Origin of the sequence: Burkholderia sp. NFPP32 (genome assembly GCF_900119325.1) — a bacterium.
GTDB classification, from domain to species: Bacteria; Pseudomonadota; Gammaproteobacteria; order Burkholderiales; family Burkholderiaceae; genus Burkholderia; species Burkholderia pyrrocinia_C.
The window spans coordinates 203,007-223,347 of sequence record NZ_FPJP01000001.1 but is presented as its reverse complement, the minus strand read 5'-3'; the positions used below and the strand labels follow the sequence as shown (position 1 = coordinate 223,347).

Here is a 20,341-nt window from a genome sequence, read left to right as displayed (position 1 = left end):
CATTTGCTATCCTTCGGGAACCTGTTCGCCCGGTCCGGCCGGCGCGAGAATCCGACGCCCGCCTCATGCTCCATCTCTTCTATTCGAATCGTCACGAAACGCTGGCCGACGCGCTGCTCGAGGATCTGGCCGCGTTTCCGGCCCGCAACGGCCCGTGGGCGCCGCAACAGGTCATCGTGCCGAGCGCGGCGCTGCGCCGCCGCCTCGAGCTCGACATCGCCGCGCGCAACGGCGTGTGCGCGAACGTCGAGTTCACGTATCTCGCACAATGGCTGTGGGCGCAGATCGGCCGCGTGCTGACGGTGCCCGCGCGTTCGCCGTTCGCGCCCGACCGTCTCGTGTGGCGCTGCTACCGGCTGTTCGCGCAGGCGGCCGACGGCGCGCCGTGGCTCGCTTCGCCGCGGCTCGCCGCGTACCTGTCCGCCTCCGACGATGCGATGCGCTACGAACTCGCGCATCGCGTGGCGGCCGTGCTCGATCATTACCTGACCTATCGCCCCGAATGGCTGGCGGCGTGGCAGGCCGGCGAGTCGGTGCTCGCGGGCGACGGCGCGCCGCGCGGGATCAGCGACGCCGCACGCGACGACGAGCGCTGGCAGGCAGCGCTGTGGCGCGCGCTGCTCGCGGAACTGAGCGACAGCGGCACGCCGCCCGCGCACCGCTTCCTCGTCGAAGCGCGCCATCTCGATGCCGACGCGGTCGCGCGTGCCGACTGGCCGGAATCGGTCAGCGTGTTCGCACTGCCGACGATGCCGCCGCTGCACGTCGCGCTGCTGCGCGAGCTGTCGCGCTGGATCGACGTGCGCGTTTACGCGCTGAACCCGTGCCGTGAATTCTGGTTCGACATCGTGACCGCCGCGCATGCCGAGGCGCTCGATGCGGCCGGCCGGCTCGACTACCAGGAAGTCGGCCATCCGCTGCTCGCCGAGTGGGGCCGGCAGACGCAGGCGCAACTGCATATGCTGCATGAGCTGACTGAAAGCGCCGCGGTGGGCGATGCGTCGCGTTTCGTCGAGAATCCCGCGCCGACGTGGCTCGCGCGCGTGCAGAACGCGATCCTCGAACTGCAGCCGGAGGCCGAGGCCGGCGATGCGCCGGCCGAACGCGGGATCGAGGTGCACGTGTGCCACAGCCTCGCGCGCCAGCTCGAGGTGCTGCACGACCGGCTGCTCGCGTGGTTCGATGCCGACGCGAGCCTGCAGCCGTCCGACGTGCTCGTCGCGGTGGCCGATCTCGCGGCGGCCGGACCGCTGATCGATGCGGTATTCGGCACGGCCGGCGCCGGCGGCGCGCGCGTGCCTTACCGGATCACCGGCCTGCCGCCGTCGCAGGCAAACCCGGTCGCGCGCGTGCTGCTCGACTGGCTCGCGCTGCCGGAGCGGCAGGTCGGCGCGCCGGAGCTGGTCGAATGGCTGCGCGTCGATGCGGTGGCTGCGCGCTACGGCATCGATGCGGCCGCGCTCGAGACGGTGCAGACCTGGCTCGCGGCCGCCGGCGCGCGGCGCGGGCTGTCGCCGCGTGCGAGCGACGACGCGGCCGTGCCTGCGCCGCGCCATACGTTCTCCGACGCACTCGCGCGGCTCTTTCTCGGCTATGCGATGCCCGAAGGCGCGGCGCCGGTCGGCGCGTGGCTGCCGATCGAGGCGGCCACGGGCAGCGAGGCCGAACTGCTCGGCCGGCTCGCGCGTTTCACCGACGATCTCGACGGCTTCGCGCGGCGGCTCGCCGAATCGCACACGCCGCGCGGCTGGAGCGAGCTGTTCGCCGACACGCTGGCGCGCTTCTTCGATTCGGGCGCCGCGCATGCGGATGCGCTCGCGGGCGTGCGCGACGCGCTCGACGCGATGCTGGCCGCGATGACGGAGGGCGCGCCCGACGAAGCGCTGCCGGCGGCCGTCGTCCGCGCGGGGCTTGCAGCGGCGCTCGACGATCCGGCGCGCGGCGGGGTGCCGTGGGGCGGCGTCACGTTCTCGTCGCTGACGAGCCTGCGCGGCCTGCCGTACCGCGTCGTCTGCCTGCTCGGGATGGACGACGGCGTGCTGCCGAGCCTCTCGCGCGCGGACGAGTTCGACCTGATGGCCGTGATGCCGAAGCTCGGCGACCGACAGCGCCGCGACGACGAGCGCAACCTGTTTCTCGACCTGCTGCTCGCCGCACGCGATCGGCTGCTGATCGCGTACACGGGCCGCAGCATTCGCGACAACGCGCCGTTGCCGCCCGCGGCACTCGTCGACGAACTGCTCGACCATCTCGCGCTCGTCACGGCCGGGCCCGACGCGGCGCCGGACGCCGTCGATGCCGCGCGGCGCGCGTTCATCGTCGAGCATCCGCTGCAACCGTTCGCGGCCGCGTATTTCCAGCCCGGCAGCGGGCTCGTTTCCTATGACGCCGAGCGCGCGACGCTTGCGTCGCTGCTGGCCGCCGACGCGTCGCGCGACGGCTCGCGCGAACTGCCGTTCTTCGCGCAGCCGCTGCCGGCGGAACCGGTCGAGCCCGTCGCGTTCAGCGAATTCGAACGCTTCTGGCGGCATCCCGCGCGGGCGCTGTTGCGCGCACGTCTCGGCATCGTGCTCGCCGATGCGCAGGCCGAATTGCTCGACACGGAGCCGTTCGCGCTCGACTTCGCCGGCAGCGATGCGCTCGCCGAGCGTGTACTGCCGCTCCTGATCGAATCGGATGATGGGGCCGCGCACGATCATGCGCTGCGCATTGCGGACGCGAGCCCCGAGTTGCCGGGCGGCGCGACGGGCGCCGTGTGGCGCGACCAGGCGCTCGGCTCGATGACTCAGCTTGCGTCGAACGTGCGCCGTGCGCTGGCCGACGGCATCGAGAGGCGGCCGTTTTCGCTCGTCATCGTGCCCGCGTGGCCCGATACGGAACAGGCGCTGTTCGGCGCCGACGACGCGATGCTGTCGGGCGACGCGGTCAGCGCACCGCTCGAACTGCACGGCACGCTGAACCGGCTGACGCCGGCCGGGCAGATCATCTACCGCTATGCACGGTCGAGCGCGCGCGACTACCTGTCCGCGTGGCTCGCGCATCTCGTCTACTGCGCGGTCGAACCGGGCGGCCCGCGCCGCACGCTGTGGTTCGGCAGCGGCGGTGCGTTCGAGCTGACGCCCGTCGCGGCGCCGCTCGAACGGCTCGCGCCGCTTGCCGCGCTGTTTCGCGCAGGGCGGCGCATGCCGCTGCGGTTTTTCCCGCGCAGTGCGTGGGCCAGGGTGTCCGACGGCGAAGCCAAGGCCGCGAGCGTCTGGATCAACGAGCGTGTCGTGAGCGAGGCCGACGATCCGGCCATCGCGATCGCGTGGCGCGGCGCGCGCGCGTCGCTCGACGAGCCGTTCGGCACGCTCGCGCGGCTCGTGTTCGAGCCGCTCGTCGAACATCTGAAGGAGGTCGCATGAGCGCCGTGTCGCAGCCGCAGCCGGCGCTCGAACTCGACGTGTTCGCGTGCCCGCTCGACGGCGTCAACCAGATCGAGGCGTCGGCCGGCACCGGCAAGACCTGGAACATCTGCGCGCTGTACGTGCGCCTGCTGCTCGAAAAGGATCTCGGCGCGGACGAAATCCTCGTCGTGACCTTCACGAAGGCGGCGACGGCCGAGCTGCACGAGCGGATTCGCGGCCGGCTCGCGCAGCTCGCGCACGCGCTAGACACGGGCGACGACGGCGGCGATCCGTTCATCGTGCGCCTGCTCGAGACCACGCTCGGCGAAGACGGCGCGCTCGATTCCGACACGGCCGCGAAGCGGATCCGGCGCGCACTGCGCGCGTTCGATCAGGCCGCGATCCACACGATCCATGCGTTCTGCCAGCGCGCGCTGCAGGAAGCGCCGTTCGCGGCCGCGATGCCGTTCGCGTTCGACATGGAGACCGACGACGCGTCGCTGCGCTTCGAACTCGCGGCGGACTTCTGGCGCACGCGCGTCGAACCGGCGGCCGCGCGCTGGCCGGGCTTCGCGACCTGGCTCGTCGAATCGGGCGCCGGCCCGGCCGCGCTCGATGCGCAGCTCGCGCGCCGGCTGAAAAAGCCGCTCGCCGCGCTGCGCTGGGACGGCGTGACCGAGCCGGACGAATCGGCCGAGGCCGCCGCGGCCGAATGCTTCGCCGAGGCGGCGCGGATGTGGGCGGCCGAACGCGACGCGATCGATGCGTTGCTGCGCACCGCGCAGCCCGCGCTCAACCAGCGCTCGCACAAGCCCGACGCGGTTGCCGATGCGCTCGACGCATGGGCCGCGCATTTCGCGCAGGGCGACGCGACGGCCGCGCTGCCGAAGGCCGCACTGAAGCTCACGCGCACCGCGCTCGTGAAAGCGACGAAAAAAGGCGGCGCGACGCCCGAACACGCGTTCTTCGACGTGGCCGACGCGCTCGAAGCGGCCGTGGCGGCAGCCGAGGCAACGCAGCGCGCGCGCTGGCTCGCGCTGATCGCCGAATGGCTCGACATGGCGCCCGGCGAGTTGGCCGAGCGCAAGCGTACGCGGCGCGTCGTGTCGTTCGACGATCTGCTCGCGAACCTGTATCACGCGCTGCATGCGCATCCGTGGCTCGCCGACACGCTGCGTGCGCGCTATCCGGCCGCGCTGATCGACGAGTTCCAGGATACCGACCCGCTGCAGTTCGCGATCTTCAACCGGATCTTCGCGCCGGGCGGGCCGCTCTTCCTCGTCGGCGATCCGAAGCAGGCGATCTACAGCTTCCGCGCGGCCGATCTGCATACCTATCTTGCGGCGCGCGCGAGCGCGAGCGCGTGCTACACGCTCGCGGTCAACCAGCGCTCGACACCCGCGATCGTCGACGCGTGCAACCGCTTCTTCATGTCGAATCCGCGCGCGTTCGTGCTCGACGGGCTCGACTATTACGCGGTGCGTGCCGGCACGCGCGTGCGTGCGCCGTTCGTCGACGAAACCGATCCGGGCCCGGCCGGCGATTTCCGGGTCTGGGCGCTGCCGGGCGGCGAAGGCACGCTGCTCAAGCGCGATGCGCAGGCGCAGGCCGCCCAGGCTTGCGCGGCCGAGATCGCGCGGCTGATGCGCGGCGCGCGCGAAGGGCACGTGCGGCTGGGCGACACGTCGCTGTCGCCGGGCAACATCGCGGTGCTCGTGCAGACGCACCGGCAGGGCAGCCTCGTGAAGCGCGTGCTCGCCACGTGGGGCATCGGCAGCGTCGAGCTGGCGCAGGCCTCGGTGTTCTCGACCGGCGACGCCGAGCAGCTCGAACGCGTGCTGGCGGCGATCGATGCGCCGGGCGACCTGCGGCGTCTGCGTTCGGCGCTCGCGGCCGACTGGTTCGGCCTCGATGCCGGCGCGCTGTGGCGGATGGAACAGGGCGACGGCGATGCGTCGCACGAAGCGTCCGCGGCCGACAGTGCCGACGCGATGAGCTGGGTCGAACGTTTCTCGCGGTATCGGCTGCTGTGGCGCGAGCGCGGTTTCGCGGTGATGTGGCGCACGTTCGCGCGCGAGCTGCGGATCGCCGAGCGGCTGATGGCCGGCGCGGACGGCGAACGCCGCGTGACCGACATCAACCACCTGGCCGAACTGACGCAGGCACGCGCATCCGCGCAGCCGGGCATCGCGCCGACGCTGCGCTGGCTCGCCGCGCAACGGCTCGACGGCGGCGGCGAGGAAGCGCAGTTGCGTCTCGAATCCGATCGCAACCTTGTACAGATCGTGACCGTGCACAAGTCGAAGGGCCTTGAATACGCGATCGTGTTCTGTCCGTTCCTGAACGACGGCGGGCTGCGCGAGCCGCCTTCGTCCGCGCTGCCCGATGCGCGCGAATATCACGACGACGCGGGCGACGCGGTGCTGCATTACGGCTGCGACGACGAGGCGGCCGCGCACGCGGCGCGGCAGGCGATGCGCGAGCAGGCCGCGGAACGCGCGCGGCTCGTCTACGTGGCGCTCACGCGCGCGGTCTATCGCTGCTATGTCGTCGCCGGGCCGTACCAGTCGTCGCGCTCGACGCGCGAAGCGCGGCGCAGCGTGCTCAACTGGCTCGTCGCCGGTGCCGGCCAGTCGTTCGACGCGTGGCTCGACGAGCCGCCCGACGAAGCGGCGCTCGATGCCGCGTGGCTTGCGCTCGCGGGCGGCCCCGTGAGCGTCGCGCCGCTGCCGGTGCCCGCGCGCCGCGAGCGTCTCGCGGCCGGGCACGACGCGTCGCAGACGCTCGCGGCGCGCCATGCGACGCGCGTGCTGCGCGATGCGTGGCGGATGGCGAGCTTCAGTTCGCTGACCGCGTCGATGGCGCGCGAGGAGGCCGGCGTCGCGGCCGTGCCCGACGACGAGCTGCGGCCCGATCACGATGCGCTTGCCGCGGTGATGCCGGACGGCGAGCTCATATTGGCCGATCCGGTTGCGCCCGAACCGCCGGACGACGACATCCTCGTGTTCCCGCGCGGCGCGGCGGCGGGCGAGTGCCTGCACCGTCTGTTCGAACTCAGCCGGTTCACGGAGCCCGAGTCGTGGCACCAGGCCGCGCTCGGCGCGCTGCACGACCGGCCGGTCGAGGCCGAGCCCGAACTCGCGACACGCCTGCCGGCGATGATGGCGCGGCTCGTCGACGATGTGGTGCGCACCGAGCTCGTGCCGGGCATGCGGCTCGCCGATCTCGATCCCGCGAAGCGGCTCGACGAAATGGGGTTCCTGTTCCCGGCACCGTCGCTCGACCTGACGGCGCTGCGCCGGCTGCTGGTCGCGCACGGTTATCCGGACGTTGCACTGGAGGCGGGCATGCTCGCCGGATTCATCAAGGGTTTCATCGACATGATCGTCGAACACGACGGCCGCTTCTGGATCGTCGACTGGAAGTCGAACCATCTCGGCACGACGCCGGACGCCTACGGCGCGCAAGCGCTCGACGTCGCGATGGCCGATCACGCGTATCACCTGCAGGCGCTGCTCTACACGGTCGCGCTGCATCGCTACCTGCGCGGGCGGCTGCCCGATTACGACTACGACACGCATATCGCGGGCTACCTGTACCTGTTCGTGCGCGGCGTGCGGCCCGACTGGCGCAGCGGCGGCCAGCCGGCCGGCGTGCATGCGCGGCGGCCCGAACGCGCGCTCGTCGACGCACTCGACCGGATGATGGAAGGGGGCCGCGCATGAATGCATCCGACGACACGCTCGAATTTACCGGCGGCCTCGTCGCGCGGCTGCCCGAGCCCGCCGACTTCGGCATCGCGCTCGCGGAAGGCTTCGCGCGCCGCATCGGCGACCTCGCGCGGCGCGCCGGCGCGCCGGCTGCGGCCGCGCGCTGGGCGGCGCGCGCCGCGTTCGCGACGAGCCGCGCGACCGCGGGCGGCCACGTATGCGTCGCGCTCGGCGCGCTCGCGCAGCGCTACGAAGAGCCGCTCGACGACATCCGCGCGGCGCTCGCCGCGAGCGGCGTGGTCGCGTTCGGCACGCTCGCGCGCGGCGACGAACGGCCGCTGATCGTCGATCGGCACGACCACCTGTACCTGTCGCGCTATTTCGATTACGAACGGCGGCTGGCCGATGCGCTGGTTGCGCAGGCCGGCGTCGCGGTGCCGGACGACGGGCTGTCGCCCGAACGGCTGCGCGACAACCTCGCGCGTTACTTCGGGCCCGCGACCGGTGACGTCGACTGGCAGCGCGTCGCGGCGATCGTCGCGCTGACGGGCCGCGTGACGATCGTCAGCGGCGGCCCCGGCACCGGCAAGACGACGACCGTCGTCGGCGTGCTGGCCTGTCTGCTCGATGCGCACCCGGGGCTGCGTATCGCGCTGGCCGCACCGACCGGCAAGGCCGCGCAGCGGATGCAGGAAGCGCTGCATGCGCGGGCCGGGGACCTGCCGCCCGAGCTCGCGGCACGCCTGCCCGACACGTCGTACACGCTGCATCGCCTGCTGGGCGGCGGCGGGGCGGCCGGCTTCCGGCACCATCGCGACAATCCGCTGCCGTACGACCTGATCGTCGTCGACGAGGCGTCGATGATCGACGTCGCGCTTGCCGCGCACCTGCTCGACGCCCTCGCGCCGGGCGCGCGGCTCGTACTGCTCGGCGACAAGGATCAACTGGCCGCGGTCGAGGCGGGCGCCGTGTTCGCGGAGCTGAGCGCGCGGCCGGCGTTTACCGCCGCGGCGCGCACGCGCATCGCGCAGGCGCTCGGTATCGACGAGGCGGCGTTCGTCGCGGCGTTGCCGGTGCCGGACGAAGCGGCGGCGACTGTGCCTGCCGCGAATCCGGTTTCCGCTGCGGCCCAGGCTTCCGCTTCGGTATCCGCCGCTGCTTCACGAAAACGCGCGTCGCGTCCGCGCGCCGATGCGCGACAGGCGTCGCTGTTCGACGACGAATCGCAGGACGACGCGGTTGCCGCGGCCGATGTCGCGCCATCTCCGTCCGCCGGTCCGGCATTGACCGATGCCGGCGATATCGGCGATGCGGGCAACGCCCCCGCATGGATCGAGGCCGACGAACTCGCGTGGCTCGACGCCGTCGAGCTGCCGCCGTTCGATGCAGGCGACGCGGCGCTTGCGTCGGTCACGTCGACATTGCCCGGCGTAACCGCTGCGTCGCCCGCCACGCCAGCACCGGCGCCGCTCGCCGACTGCGTCGTGTGGCTCGAACGCAATTACCGCTTCGGCCTCGATTCGCCGATCGGGCGGCTGTCGCTCGCGATCCGCCGCGGCGACGTGCAGGCCGCGCTCGATGCGCTGCCCGCGGACGACGCGGCTGCCGCATCGTTCCACGACGATGCGGGCGAGTCGCTCGCGTCGTCGACGGTCGAGCGGCTCGCACGGCGGTTCGGCGCCTACCTCGATGCATTGCGCGACGCGCTGGCCGCGCCGGTGCCCGATCCGCTGCCGCTGTTCGACGCGCTCAACCGGTTCCGGATCCTGTGCGCAACCCGCAGCGGCTTGCGCGGCGCGGAGCACGTCAACGCGCTCGTGGCCGCGCACGTGCGGCATGCGGCGCGCGTGCCGCTCGCGGTCGGTGCGCACTGGTTCACCGGGCGGCCGATCATGGTGACGCGCAACGACTATGCGCTCGGGCTGTTCAACGGCGACATCGGCATCGCGCTGCCCGATGCGCACGGTGTGCTGCGCGTGTGGTTCAGGCGCGCGGACGGCACCGCGCGCGCGGTGTCGCCGGCCGCGCTGCCGCCGCACGAAACCGCGTTCGCGCTGACGGTCCACAAATCGCAGGGCTCGGAATTCGACGAAGCCGCGCTCGTGCTGCCGGCATCGTTCGGCCGCGTGCTCACGCGCGAGCTCGTTTATACGGCCGTTACGCGAGCACGCACGCGCGTGCAGGTGATCGGGCCGCGGCGCGTGCTGGCGCAGGCGGTCGCGACGCGCACGCAGCGCGATTCGGGGCTCGCGGCCCGCGTCGACGAGGCACTCGCACGACACCGCATGGAGGCTTCGCGATGATGATCCGCTATACGCTCGATCCGGCCGAGGTCGAGTGGACGGCCGTGCGCGCGCAGGGCGCGGGCGGGCAGAACGTGAACAAGGTATCGAGCGCGATCCACCTGCGTTTCGACATCCGCGCATCGTCGCTGCCGCCCGTCATCAAGGAGCGGCTCCTCGCGCTGTCCGACCAGCGCATCACGCGCGACGGCATCGTCGTGATCAAGTCGCAGGAATACCGCACGCAGGAGAAGAACCGCGAAGCCGCGCTCGCGCGGCTCGATACGCTGATCGCCGGCGTCGCGTTCACGCCGCGTGCGCGGGTCGCGACGCGACCGACGCGCGCGTCGAAGGAGCGGCGGCTCGAGCACAAGTCGCGCCGCAGCGCGGTGAAGTCGGGCAGGGGAAAGGTGGTCGACTGACGAATGGATGGGCCGGAGGGCCGCACGCTCGACGGGCATCGCGGGCGAACGCCCGCCGCCGCGCCGGCTGGCTAGCGCATCACGGTTCCCGCGCTGTCGAGCACGAAGTCGACGCAGAACACGACGAGCCGGCTCTGCGCGCGGATCGCGACGGCGGCGGTATAGCAGTCGCGGCCTTCCGTCAGCGAGAAGTGCGGGCCCATCAGTGCGACGCGCCCGGGTGCGGCGATCGCGCGCTGGAAGTACGGGCGCCGCGACCAGTTGCTGTGGGTTTCCGGGAACAGCGGCGAGAGGCGGGTGGCGCTCGCGTGGCCGTCGTCGGGGGGCGCGCCGATTGACGGCAGGAACTGCTCGCCGATCTCGTCGGTGACGAACACGCGGCGCGCGGCGGGCACCGCGAACACGCGTTGCGCGGCATCCTGCAGGTTGCCGCTCGCGGAAAACGCGGCCGCGCCGGTGAGCACAAGCCGCTCGATCGCGTCGAAGCCCGGCTGCTCGGCGACGGCCGGCGTGTGCCGGCGCGCGATGAAGCGCTGCCACGCGGCGTCGAGCATCGCGGGCGCGGCCGCGCTCGCGTGCGCGATCGACGTGTCGGGCTGGCCGAACTGGAAACCCTGCACGAAATCGATGTCGGCCTCCATCAGTGCCTGCAGTGCGTCGTCGCTTTCGACGCCCTCGGCAAGCACCATCGCGCCGGCCTGGTGCAGCATCGACACGAGGTGATGCATGATGCGGCGGTCGTCGGCCGACCCGGTCGAGCGCTCGACGAGCGAGCGATCGAGCTTGACGATGTCGGGCCGTGCGCGCCACACGCGGTCGAAATTCGAGAATCCCGTGCCGAAATCGTCGATCGCGATCAGGAAGTCGCGATGCTGGATCATGTCGATCGTGCGGGCGAGCGCGGCTTCGTCGCGCGACGGCTGTTCGACGACTTCCAGCACGACGCGGTTCGGCGGCAACACGAAATGCCGGCACAGCGCCTCGACGAACTCGCGCTGCACGAGGCCCGAATCGAGCACGCGCGGCGTCACGTTCAGGAACAGCCAGCCATCGCCGATGCCCTGCGCGACGAAATTGGCCGTGTGCAGGCAGCGTGCGAGCCGGTCGAGCAGCAGCGCATCGGCATCTGTGCGCGTCTTGTCGAGGAGGGCGGTGGGCGAGACCAGCGCACCGTTCGCGTCGACGACGCGCAGCAGCGCCTCGTAGCCGACGACGCGCTTGTGCGTGATCGACAGCACGGGCTGGAATACGCTGCGCAGCGTCGTGGTGCGATAGGTGGCGAGCCAGCCGCCGGGCGTCAGCGTGAGGCGTTCGAGCAGGGAATCGAGCGATAGGTCGTGGGCGGGCTTCATGTCAACGGTGCCCAGGGGCGAGCGGCGGGGCGGCAGTGCGCTGCCACACTGAAGCAGTCGCATGCGCAGGCGGACGCGAAAGAACGTGGGGCATCGTGACCGCCTTGTGCGGATGAGTGTTCCGAGTGTAACGGGAATGCGGCGCCGCGCGTATCAGGGAAACTCCACACGCACGCGGTACGCGGCCGCGGCCATGGCGGCGCGCAGCGATGACCGGCGCCGCCCGAGTGCGCGCAGCGCATCACCGCCACGAAGCGAAGGGCGCCGCGCAAGCACATGACAATCCGGTGGCATGGGGCGACGGCATGACCGTGCGTCCTGGCCGCATGGCGTGCGTGGCGGCGCGGGAAAACCCGCGGCGGACAGCCCCGCGCGCGGGCGGGCGTCGTCGTCGGATGAATGCCGGCGCGCCGGGGGAACCGGTTGCGCTCGGCCGTCGGCGGTCACCGCACGACGGTCGGCAGCGCGTGCGCGTCGCTCAGGTCGCTTCGCCGCTACGCGGCCCCAGACCGGGAATCCGCTTGATCACGCCGGTTGCGAGCGCGGTGCCGACGAGCACGATCGCGCAGCCTTCGATCATCACGGCCGACACGTGTTCGTCGAGGAACAGCGCACCCCACAGCAGGCCGAATACCGGGATCACGAACGTCACGGTAATCGCGCGGGCGGGGCCGACATGCGCGATCAGGTAGAAGAAGATGAAATACGCGATGCCCGTGCATGCGATGCCGAGGCCGAGCACGGCGCCCCATGCGTGCGCGCCGACCGACGCGGCCGGCCAGGTGGCGATCGCGAACGGCAGCAGCAGGACGGTCGAGCCGATCATGCTGCCGGTCGCGTTGACGAGCGGGTCGACGCCGCTGAGCTTGCGCTTCGTGTAATTGGCCGCGATGCCGTACAGCAGCGTCGCGCCGAGCGCCGCGGCGGCGGCAAGCGCCGTTGTGCCGGCGCCCGTGTCGCCGTGCGCATTCGCGATCTGGTTCCACACGAGCGTGATCACGCCGGCAAAACCGATCACGAGGCCGAGCGCGCGCGGCAGCGACAGTTTGTCCTTCAGCCACAGGTAGGCCACGAGCGCGCCCCACAGCGGCGTCGTCGCGTTGATCACCGACGTCAGGCCGGCCGACAGCGTCAGTTCGGCGAACGCGAACAGGCAGAACGGTATGCCCGAGTTCAGCGCGCCGACGACGAACAACGGCCATGCATGACGGCGCAGCCGCGCGCCGAGATCGGCGGGTTTGAAGCGCGTCAGCGCAAAGCCGGTGAGAAACAGCGCACCGATGCCCACGCGCAGCGCCATCAGCGGCGCGACGCCGAAATCGATTACGCCGATCCGGATGAACAGGAACGAAGCGCCCCACAGGGCAGCGAGCACGGTCAGCAGAATGGCGTTCTTGGGCGACATCGATCGGGAGGGAGAGGGACGGGATGCGGAGGATCTTACACCGCGTTACCACGCCGTCGTTTCACGATTCGATGAAACGGCAAGAAACGGCAAGAAGCGAGAATACCGCCGGTTGCGGGCGGAGGGTCGGCTGCCGGCGGTATTGCCGATCAGTGATGGCGCCAGCCGCGGCCGCGTCCGCCGAAACCGAAATTGAGCGACAGCGCCGGACCCCAATAGCCGCCCCACGCCGGGCCGTAAGCGGGCGCGTACGCAGGCGCCGGATAGTAGTAGGTGGGGGCTGGATCGACGTACACGGGCGCCGGCTGCACCGGCGCCGCCGTGTAATAGCCGCCAGGATAATAGCCGTACGGGTAGTAGCAGCCGGCGAGCGTCGTGCAGGCGAGCGCCGCTGCGACGAGGGTCCTGTTCATGATGTCTCTCCGGCGGAGCCGGCAATCGGCAGATGCTTAAGCTTAGGCCGCGCGCCGATGACACGGTGTGCAAAACGGTAACGGATCATTTCCGGACCGCTGCTGCCCGTGTTGCGGCGCCACATGCGAAAACGGCGCTTCCGCACTGCGGAAACGCCGTCTGATTGAAATGTTGCGCCGCGTCTGGCAGACCGCGCCTAGCCGTTTTACTTGCCGATCTGGTTGCCGATGATGCCGCCAGCCGCCGCGCCGCCCAGCGTCGACAGCGCGTTGCCGCCGATCGCCGCGCCGGCGACGCCGCCGACACCCGCACCGATTGCCGTGTCGCGCTGGCGTCTCGTCATCGAATCGCAGGCCGACAGGCTTGTCACCGTTGCGACGAGGAGCGCGCATACCCCAATACGCCGAATCGATTTCATGATCGTTGTCCTGTGGTTATGAACGGAGGACGCGCGACCGGCGGGCGGCCACGCATGTTTCCAATCTACGCGCCGTCCCGCGCCGCTGCTGTAAGGACTTGTTAAGCCTCGCGCGGTTTCGTAATCATTTGTTTCCCCGTGCGCCGGCAGGCACGCGACATGCGCAGGGCACGCGACATGCGTAAAAAAGCCCGCTCGAAAGCGGGCTTCGTGCATCGCGACGCGTTTCCGTTGCGGATCGCGCGTTCGCTCGTTCGCTTATTGACGGTGATAGATCTCGGCGCCGGTCTTGACGAACTCGACCGCCTTCACTTCCATCCCCTTCTTCAGCGCTTCGGTTTCCGACACGCCCTGCTGCGCCGCGAATTCGCGCACGTCCTGCGTGATCTTCATCGAGCAGAAGTGCGGACCGCACATCGAGCAGAAGTGCGCGACCTTCGCCGAATCCTTCGGCAGCGTTTCGTCGTGGAATTCGCGTGCCTTGTCCGGATCGAGACCGATGTTGAACTGGTCTTCCCAGCGGAACTCGAAGCGCGCCTTCGACAGCGCGTTGTCGCGCACCTGCGCGCCCGGGTGACCCTTGGCGAGGTCGGCGGCGTGCGCGGCGAGCTTGTACGTGATGATCCCTTCCTTCACGTCGTCCTTGTTCGGCAGGCCGAGGTGCTCCTTCGGCGTCACGTAGCACAGCATCGCGGTGCCGAACCAGCCGATCATCGCGGCGCCGATGCCCGACGTGATGTGGTCGTAGCCCGGCGCGATGTCGGTGGTGAGCGGCCCGAGCGTGTAGAACGGCGCTTCCTTGCACCAGTCGAGCTGGAGATCCATGTTCTCCTTGATCAGCTGCATCGGCACGTGGCCGGGGCCTTCGATCATCACCTGCACGTCGTGCTTCCATGCGATCTGCGTGAGTTCGCCGAGCGTCTTCAGCTCGCCGAGCTGCGCTTCGTCGTTCGCGTCGTAGATCGAGCCGGGACGCAGGCCGTCGCCGAGCGAGAAGCTCACGTCGTACGCCTTCATGATCTCGCAGATCTCTTCGAAGTGTTCGTACAGGAAGCTTTCCTTGTGATGCGCGAGGCACCACTTCGCCATGATCGAGCCGCCGCGCGACACGATGCCGGTCATCCGGTTCGCGGTGAGCGGCACGTACTGCAGGCGCACGCCCGCGTGGATCGTGAAGTAGTCGACGCCTTGCTCGGCCTGTTCGATCAGCGTGTCGCGGAAGATTTCCCAGGTCAGGTCCTCGGCCTTGCCGTTGACCTTTTCGAGTGCCTGGTAGATCGGCACCGTACCGATCGGCACCGGGCTGTTGCGGATGATCCACTCGCGCGTTTCATGGATGTGCTTGCCGGTCGACAGGTCCATCACCGTGTCGCCGCCCCAGCGGATCGCCCACGTCATCTTGTCGACTTCCTCGCCGATCGACGACGTGACGGCCGAGTTGCCGATGTTCGCGTTGATCTTCACGAGGAAGTTGCGGCCGATGATCATCGGCTCCGATTCCGGATGGTTGATGTTCGCGGGGATGATCGCGCGGCCGCGCGCGATTTCGTCGCGCACGAATTCGGGCGTGATCTCGGCCAGCGCATTCGCGCCGAATGCGGCAGCGCCGAACGCCTGGCCCGGATGCTGGCGCCCCATCATCGCGGCGAGCTTCGCGCCGTTCGGGCCGCTCGACTTCAGGCTCTCGATGTATTCGGCGCGACGCTGGTTCTCGCGGATCGCGATGTATTCCATTTCCGGCGTGATGATGCCCTGACGCGCGTAGTGCATCTGCGTGACGTTCTTGCCGGCCTGCGCGCGGCGCGGGTTGCGGTGCAGGCCCGGGAAACGCAGGTCGGCGGTGGCCGGATCGGCCGCGCGCTCGAGGCCGTATCGGCTCGACAGGCCGGGGAGCACTTCGGTGTCGCCGCGCGCTTCGATCCAGCGCTGGCGCAGCGCGGGCAGGCCCGCGCGGATGTCGATCTTGGCTTCCGGATCGGTGTAGGGGCCCGACGTGTCGTACACGTAGATCGGCGGATTCTTTTCGCCGCCGAAGCCGGTCGGCGTGTCGGCCTGCGTGATTTCGCGCATCGGCACGCGGATGTCGGGCTGCGAGCCGGTCACATAGACTTTCCGCGAATTCGGCAGCGGCGCGACGGCAGCGGCATCGACGTGGGCGTCGGCGGACAGAAACTTCGGATTGGCGTTCATGCAATCTCCTGTGTGAGCGCCGGACAGGCGCTTCGGCGCTTGCCCGGAGCCCTTGACGAATGTGGGGCTCGAGCTAAGCAGGAGACGAGGCTTGGTGAGGCGGCGGATTTCGTCAGAAGGATGGCGGCGGAATCCGTACGCTTCCCTGCGCTGGCATTATCCAGATCAGGTTCAAAGGGTATTTCTCACCCGCAATGCCGGTTGTTTGACCGAACGCATTGCAGGACCCCCGCGTTAGCAGCGCACACGATACACTGGCTTTGCGGCGGTTTCAACCGGCGGCAGATCGGTTGCCGCGGTGCAGTTGCAGCATTGCGGGCGGCGCGCCTGCCGCGCAAGCCGCGATGCATGACACCGCCGCACGGCCCTGCAGCCCGGCTGACAACGACGGCGCGGTGCAGCATTGCGGCACTTTTGGCAGCCCCTGAAAAATATTTTCGAAACGACTGTCATTTTCCGCGACGTCCTCCGTCTATTCGGCTCCTCAAACCCATGTTTCGGAGAGATGTCATGAAAAAAGTACTGATCGCAGCCTGTGTCGCCGGTTTCGCCATGGTCGCAACGGGCGCGTATGCGCAGAACGACGCGATGTCGAAGGAAGGTTCGTCGATGTCGAAGGACGCGATGGGCCACGACGCGATGGCGAAGGACGACGCGATGGCCAAGGACGGCGCGATGAAGAAGGGCGCCATGAAGAAGCACGCGATGAAGAAGGACGCGATGTCGCACGACTCGATGGGCAAGCCGAAGTCGGACGACAAGATGGCCCCGTCGAACTGACGGAAACGGACGGAGCGCGGCCGACGCGCGTGTCGCCGCTGCGTGCCGGGGGACGGCACGCGGGGCACGCGCCACGCCGCGCGTCAGCGCATGCGTTGCGTGGCCGGTCTCCGGCCCCGTCTCGCGCTCCGTCGCCTCATTCCGGGAGTTTTCATCATGCAAACCATTCCCGCCACCGGGCGCGCGGCCGCCACGCCGCCCGCACGTCCGATCCATCCGCTGTGGGTGCGCGCGAGCCACTGGCTCAATGCGCTCGCGGCCGTGCTGATGGCGCTGTCCGGCTGGCGCATCTACGACGCGTCGCCGATCTATCCGCCGTTCACGTTTCCTCACGGCATCACGATCGGCGGCTGGCTCGGCGGTGCGCTGCAATGGCATTTCGCGGCGATGTGGCTGCTCGTCGGCAACGGGCTGTTCTACCTCGCGATGTCGCTTGCGACCGGGCGTCTGGTACGCAAGATGCTGCCGGTCACGCCGGCATCCGTGTGGCGCGACGTACGCGCCGCGCTCGGCGGGCGGTTGTCGCACGCCGACCTGAGCGTCTACAACGCGGTGCAGCGCGCGGCGTACCTGACCGCGATCGTCGATCTCGTCGTGCTGGTGCTGTCGGGGCTCGCGATCTGGAAATCCGTGCAGTTCCCGCTGTTGCGCGAGCTGTTCGGCGGTTACGACAACGCGCGCGTCGTGCATTTCTGGGCGATGTCGCTGCTCGTCGCATTTTTTGTCGTACACGTCGCGATGGCGCTGCTGGTGCCGCGCTCGCTGCTCGCGATGCTGCGCGGCCGCTGACCCGCGAGCTGCGGGCGAAGGAAATCATCATGTCGGAATCCGAAAACAGGCGCGGCCAGCCGCGCTGGACCCTCGACCGGAAGTCGCTCGAACTCGACGTGCGCCGCGAGCTCGAGATGCCGTCGCGGCGGCTTTTCAACCGGCGCGTGCTGACGCTCGGCGGGCTGACGATGCTGACCGGCTGCACGCTGCAGGACGACGCATCGGTCAACACGTTCCTCGAGAAAGTGTCGCGCATGAACGATCGCGTGCAGGCCTGGCTGTTCAGCCCCGACCGGCTCGCGCCGACCTACACCGAAGCCGACATCACGCGGCCGTTCCCGTTCAACGCGTACTACGGGATCGACGACGTGCCGCACGTCGATGCGTCGACGTATCGGCTCGTGCTGTCCGGCCGCGTGACGGGCAAGCGCGTGTGGACGCTCGACGAGCTGTATGCACTGCCGCATGCGGAGCAGATCACGCGGCATATCTGCGTGGAAGGGTGGAGCGCGATCGGCCGCTGGGGCGGCACGCCGTTCGGTGCATTCCTCGCGCGCGCGGGCGCCGATACGCGCGCGAAATACGTCGGCTTCAAGTGCGCGGACGACTACTACGAGAGCATCGACATGCCGACCGCGCTGCATCCGCAGACGCTGCTCACGTTCGACTACGACGGCCGCCGGCTGCCGCCGGAATTCGGTTTTCCGATGAAGCTGCGGATGCCGACCAAGCTCGGCTACAAGAACCCGAAGCACATCATGGAAATCTTCGTGACCGATACGTTTCCGGGCGGCTACTGGGTCGATCAGGGATACAACTGGTTCGGCGGATCGTGAGCGGCGCATGGCCCGGCATTGCGGCACATGCGCGTGCCGCGCTGTATCGCGCGTCATGCGCCATGCGTCGCGTCATGCGGATTCGCGCACCTGGAGATCGACGCGCAGGCCGACTGCCGCGGCCATGTTTACGAGCGCATCGAGCCCGAACAGGTTGATCTTGCCGCGCAGCAGGTCGGAGACGCGCGGCTGCGTGACGCCCAGCCGTTGCGCAGCCTGGGCCTGACTGAGCTCGAGCTGCGCGATGCGCTGCTTGAGCGCGATCATCAGTTCGGAGCGCAGCTTCATGTTCTCGGCCTCGGCCGGCTGACCCTCGATTGCGTCCCAGACGTTCGTGTAACGTTCATTGGTCATCGTTTCAACTCCATCATCAACGTGCGATAACGCCGGGTGGCCAGGTCGATATCGGTTTTGTTCGTGCGTGCCGATTGCTTCCGGAAACAGTGCAGCACGTAGACGGCATCGGCGAAGGTCGCGACATAGACGATCCGGAACGCGCCGCTCGCATCGCGCAGGCGAATTTCCCGCACGCCGGCGCCGACGGTGCGCATCGGCTTCCAGTCGTCGGGCGCGAGGCCGCGCTGCACCTGGTCGATCTGGTGGCCGGCATCACGCCGCGCGGGCAGCGGAAAGCCGCGAAGATCGTCGAGCGCGCTGCCGACGAACACGACCGGCTTCGGCGGAAGAATGGTTGGATTATACAAAATTTTGTATGGATGGTGCGGGTTTCGAACGGAGGCTGCGGACGGCACGAGGAGGGTATGCCGACCGTCACGATAAGCGTGAATCGAAGGCCGGCACGCATGATTGGCTGTTCGGCCGATGTCTGGTTCGACCGTTACGGATAGCGATGAATTGCGTGTGCGCGCATCGCACATCCGGGCCCGGATTTCACCCGCCCGCCGGCCTGGAAATGTCGCGCCGAAACGTCAGTCCTTATCCTTTCAGACAGGTCTGACGATGCTTTCGAATCCTTGATGCCATAATCCCGAGCGTGCGCAGCCGAAACGGTTGCGCGCGTTTTTTTCCCCTTTGCCGCCGCTTGCCGGTTCTCTTTCGTCGCCGTTCGCACTGCCATGTCGTTCCGCATGTTTGCTCTGCCTTCCCGGTCCCGCCAGGACCGTTTGCCGGCATTGCCGGCGTCTTTCAGCGGAGCACGCGGTGCGATGTGCGGGCGGGCTGCACGATGACCCCGCTCGACCGTCTCCTCGATTTCTTCTCCCGCCTTTCGTTCCGGGTCCGCCTGCCGCAAAGCCGCGGCGGCCGCGTCGCGCTGGCGCTCGTGTTCATCTATTTCGTCTGGGGTTCGACCTACAGCGGCCTGCACTTCGCGCTGCAGTCGTTCCCGCCGCTGCTGCTGTCGGGGTTGCGCAACCTGCTCGGCGGGATCGGCCTGTTCATCTTCGCGCTGCGGCGCAAGCCCGAATGGCCGACGCTGCTGGAAATCCGCAACTCGGCGATCGTCGGCACGATGCTCGTCGCGCTGTCGTCGGGCACGATCGCGCTCGGGATGCGCACGGTCAGCAGCGGCTCGGCCGCGGTGATGGTGGCCACGGTGCCGCTGTTCGCGACCGTGATCGCGGCGGTGGCCGGGCGGCCGGTGACGAAGGGCGAGTGGGCGGCCGTCGCGCTCGGGATGGTCGGCATCGTCGTGCTGAATTCGGGCGGCGCAGCGGCCGCGAACTCGGCGCTCGGTACGATCTGCGTGCTGGCCGGCGCGCTGTTCTGGGCGGGCGGCGCGCATCTCGCGACGCGGCTCAAGCTGCCGTCCGACCTGTTTTTGTCCACGTCGCTGCAGATCGGCCTCGGCGGGCTGATGTCGACGCTCGTCGCCTGGCTGCTCGGCGAACGCGTCGAGCAGCTGGCCGTCGGGCCCGTGTTCGCGTTTCTGTACCTGATGGTGTTCTGCACGATGGCCGCGTATGTCGCGTACGGCTACCTGATCCGCCACACGAGCCCGATCATCGCGAGCAGCTGCATGTACGTGAACCCGATCGTTGCGGTCGCGCTCGGTGCGCTGCTGCTTGGCGAACCGGTGACGATGGCGACCGTGGTCGCGACGGTCGCGATCCTCGGCAGCGTCGGGCTGTCGTTCGTGTTCGATCCGGCGCGCCGGCCCGCGGCACGCGCGGCGGCTGTCGGTTCGCCGGTCGTGGCGGCCGCGTCGACGGCGGACGTTGCGTCCGCACCCGATCAGATTGCGCTGCCGGAAGCGGCGCCCATCCTGGCGCCTTCCGCCGTCCCGCTGGCGGTACCGACGCCGGCAGCCGTGATGGATCCGGCGGTGGTCATGGATCCGGCGCAGGCGTTCGCACCGCCGCCCGCGGGCGAACCGGCCGCGCCGCGCGCCGACGCGTGATGCCGGCGCCGCCGGT

15 protein-coding genes and 1 riboswitch are annotated in these 20,341 nt (G+C 69.5%); of the genes, 8 read left to right on the top strand and 7 right to left on the bottom strand.

The window, feature by feature from the left end:
* Positions 1-65: 65 nt before the first annotated feature.
* From recC to arfB, 4 genes are read left to right on the top strand one after another with little or no spacing between them, the layout of a single operon-like run.
* Complete coding sequence (gene recC / locus BT264_RS00960; protein WP_072435930.1) at positions 66-3,404, top strand: exodeoxyribonuclease V subunit gamma; 3,339 nt, start codon at positions 66-68, stop codon at positions 3,402-3,404.
* Complete coding sequence (gene recB, locus BT264_RS00955) at positions 3,401-7,111, top strand: exodeoxyribonuclease V subunit beta (RefSeq protein ID WP_072435929.1); 3,711 nt, start codon at positions 3,401-3,403, stop codon at positions 7,109-7,111. Before recC ends, recB begins: the two co-directional genes overlap by 4 nt.
* Positions 7,108-9,399, top strand: coding sequence for an AAA family ATPase (locus BT264_RS00950; protein WP_072435928.1), 2,292 nt, complete (start codon positions 7,108-7,110; stop codon positions 9,397-9,399). Before recB ends, BT264_RS00950 begins: the two co-directional genes overlap by 4 nt.
* Positions 9,396-9,800, top strand: coding sequence for an alternative ribosome rescue aminoacyl-tRNA hydrolase ArfB (gene arfB, locus BT264_RS00945; protein WP_072435927.1), 405 nt, complete (start codon positions 9,396-9,398; stop codon positions 9,798-9,800). The genes BT264_RS00950 and arfB overlap by 4 nt, the downstream gene beginning before the upstream one ends.
* 71 nt (positions 9,801-9,871) lie before the next feature.
* Here arfB and BT264_RS00940 read toward each other — a convergent pair whose 3' ends face one another.
* From BT264_RS00940 to thiC, 5 genes are all read right to left on the bottom strand, one after another.
* A complete protein-coding gene (locus tag BT264_RS00940; protein WP_072435926.1) occupies positions 9,872-11,152 on the bottom strand; it encodes a sensor domain-containing phosphodiesterase in 1,281 nt (426 codons plus the stop codon).
* A 478-nt stretch (positions 11,153-11,630) separates the two neighbouring features.
* Positions 11,631-12,557, bottom strand: coding sequence for a DMT family transporter (locus tag BT264_RS00930; protein ID WP_034183177.1), 927 nt, complete (start codon positions 12,555-12,557; stop codon positions 11,631-11,633).
* A gap of 149 nt (positions 12,558-12,706) precedes the next feature.
* Entirely contained in the window at positions 12,707-12,970 is a 264-nt protein-coding gene (locus BT264_RS00925; RefSeq protein ID WP_072435925.1) for a hypothetical protein, read from the bottom strand.
* A gap of 206 nt (positions 12,971-13,176) precedes the next feature.
* Positions 13,177-13,389 carry a glycine zipper 2TM domain-containing protein gene (locus tag BT264_RS00920; RefSeq protein WP_034183179.1) on the bottom strand — a complete coding sequence of 71 codons (213 nt, stop codon included), beginning with the start codon at positions 13,387-13,389 and terminating at the stop codon, positions 13,177-13,179.
* A 258-nt stretch (positions 13,390-13,647) separates the two neighbouring features.
* Positions 13,648-15,579 carry a phosphomethylpyrimidine synthase ThiC gene (gene thiC, locus BT264_RS00915; RefSeq protein WP_072435924.1) on the bottom strand — a complete coding sequence of 644 codons (1,932 nt, stop codon included), beginning with the start codon at positions 15,577-15,579 and terminating at the stop codon, positions 13,648-13,650.
* A 124-nt stretch (positions 15,580-15,703) separates the two neighbouring features.
* Positions 15,704-15,820, bottom strand: a riboswitch (TPP riboswitch).
* Positions 15,821-16,089: 269 nt separating this feature from the next.
* Here thiC and BT264_RS00910 point away from each other — a divergent pair.
* The 3 genes from BT264_RS00910 to BT264_RS00900 all read left to right on the top strand — a co-directional run bounded on the left by BT264_RS00910 (position 16,090) and on the right by BT264_RS00900 (position 17,966).
* Positions 16,090-16,359 (top strand): pentapeptide MXKDX repeat protein, encoded by a 270-nt coding sequence (locus BT264_RS00910; RefSeq protein WP_072435923.1) that lies wholly within the window; start codon positions 16,090-16,092, stop codon positions 16,357-16,359.
* A 156-nt stretch (positions 16,360-16,515) separates the two neighbouring features.
* A complete protein-coding gene (locus BT264_RS00905) occupies positions 16,516-17,148 on the top strand; it encodes a cytochrome b/b6 domain-containing protein (protein WP_072435922.1) in 633 nt (210 codons plus the stop codon).
* Positions 17,149-17,177: 29 nt separating this feature from the next.
* A complete protein-coding gene (locus BT264_RS00900; protein WP_072435921.1) occupies positions 17,178-17,966 on the top strand; it encodes a molybdopterin-dependent oxidoreductase in 789 nt (262 codons plus the stop codon).
* A gap of 72 nt (positions 17,967-18,038) precedes the next feature.
* Here the strand turns inward: BT264_RS00900 and BT264_RS00895 are convergent, their stop codons facing one another.
* Positions 18,039-18,320, bottom strand: a complete 282-nt coding sequence (locus tag BT264_RS00895) for a helix-turn-helix domain-containing protein (protein WP_048251311.1) — start codon at positions 18,318-18,320, stop codon at positions 18,039-18,041.
* The gene (locus tag BT264_RS00890; RefSeq protein ID WP_072435920.1) at positions 18,317-18,670 is read right to left on the bottom strand and encodes a type II toxin-antitoxin system RelE/ParE family toxin; all 354 of its coding nucleotides are present in this window, start codon (positions 18,668-18,670) and stop codon (positions 18,317-18,319) included. Before BT264_RS00890 ends, BT264_RS00895 begins: the two co-directional genes overlap by 4 nt.
* A gap of 482 nt (positions 18,671-19,152) precedes the next feature.
* Between BT264_RS00890 and BT264_RS00880 the strand changes: the two genes are divergently transcribed.
* Complete coding sequence (locus BT264_RS00880; RefSeq protein ID WP_072436413.1) at positions 19,153-20,325, top strand: EamA family transporter; 1,173 nt, start codon at positions 19,153-19,155, stop codon at positions 20,323-20,325.
* Positions 20,326-20,341 lie beyond the last annotated feature (16 nt).

Coding starts and splice junctions, on each gene's coding strand:
- recC (WP_072435930.1), top strand. CDS start 66: ATGCTCCATCTCTTCTATTCGAATCGTCACGAAACGCTGGCCGACGCG.
- recB (WP_072435929.1), top strand. CDS start 3,401: ATGAGCGCCGTGTCGCAGCCGCAGCCGGCGCTCGAACTCGACGTGTTC.
- BT264_RS00950 (WP_072435928.1), top strand. CDS start 7,108: ATGAATGCATCCGACGACACGCTCGAATTTACCGGCGGCCTCGTCGCG.
- arfB (WP_072435927.1), top strand. CDS start 9,396: ATGATGATCCGCTATACGCTCGATCCGGCCGAGGTCGAGTGGACGGCC.
- BT264_RS00940 (WP_072435926.1), bottom strand. CDS start 11,152: ATGAAGCCCGCCCACGACCTATCGCTCGATTCCCTGCTCGAACGCCTC.
- BT264_RS00930 (WP_034183177.1), bottom strand. CDS start 12,557: ATGTCGCCCAAGAACGCCATTCTGCTGACCGTGCTCGCTGCCCTGTGG.
- BT264_RS00925 (WP_072435925.1), bottom strand. CDS start 12,970: ATGAACAGGACCCTCGTCGCAGCGGCGCTCGCCTGCACGACGCTCGCC.
- BT264_RS00920 (WP_034183179.1), bottom strand. CDS start 13,389: ATGAAATCGATTCGGCGTATTGGGGTATGCGCGCTCCTCGTCGCAACG.
- thiC (WP_072435924.1), bottom strand. CDS start 15,579: ATGAACGCCAATCCGAAGTTTCTGTCCGCCGACGCCCACGTCGATGCC.
- BT264_RS00910 (WP_072435923.1), top strand. CDS start 16,090: ATGAAAAAAGTACTGATCGCAGCCTGTGTCGCCGGTTTCGCCATGGTC.
- BT264_RS00905 (WP_072435922.1), top strand. CDS start 16,516: ATGCAAACCATTCCCGCCACCGGGCGCGCGGCCGCCACGCCGCCCGCA.
- BT264_RS00900 (WP_072435921.1), top strand. CDS start 17,178: ATGTCGGAATCCGAAAACAGGCGCGGCCAGCCGCGCTGGACCCTCGAC.
- BT264_RS00895 (WP_048251311.1), bottom strand. CDS start 18,320: ATGACCAATGAACGTTACACGAACGTCTGGGACGCAATCGAGGGTCAG.
- BT264_RS00880 (WP_072436413.1), top strand. CDS start 19,153: ATGACCCCGCTCGACCGTCTCCTCGATTTCTTCTCCCGCCTTTCGTTC.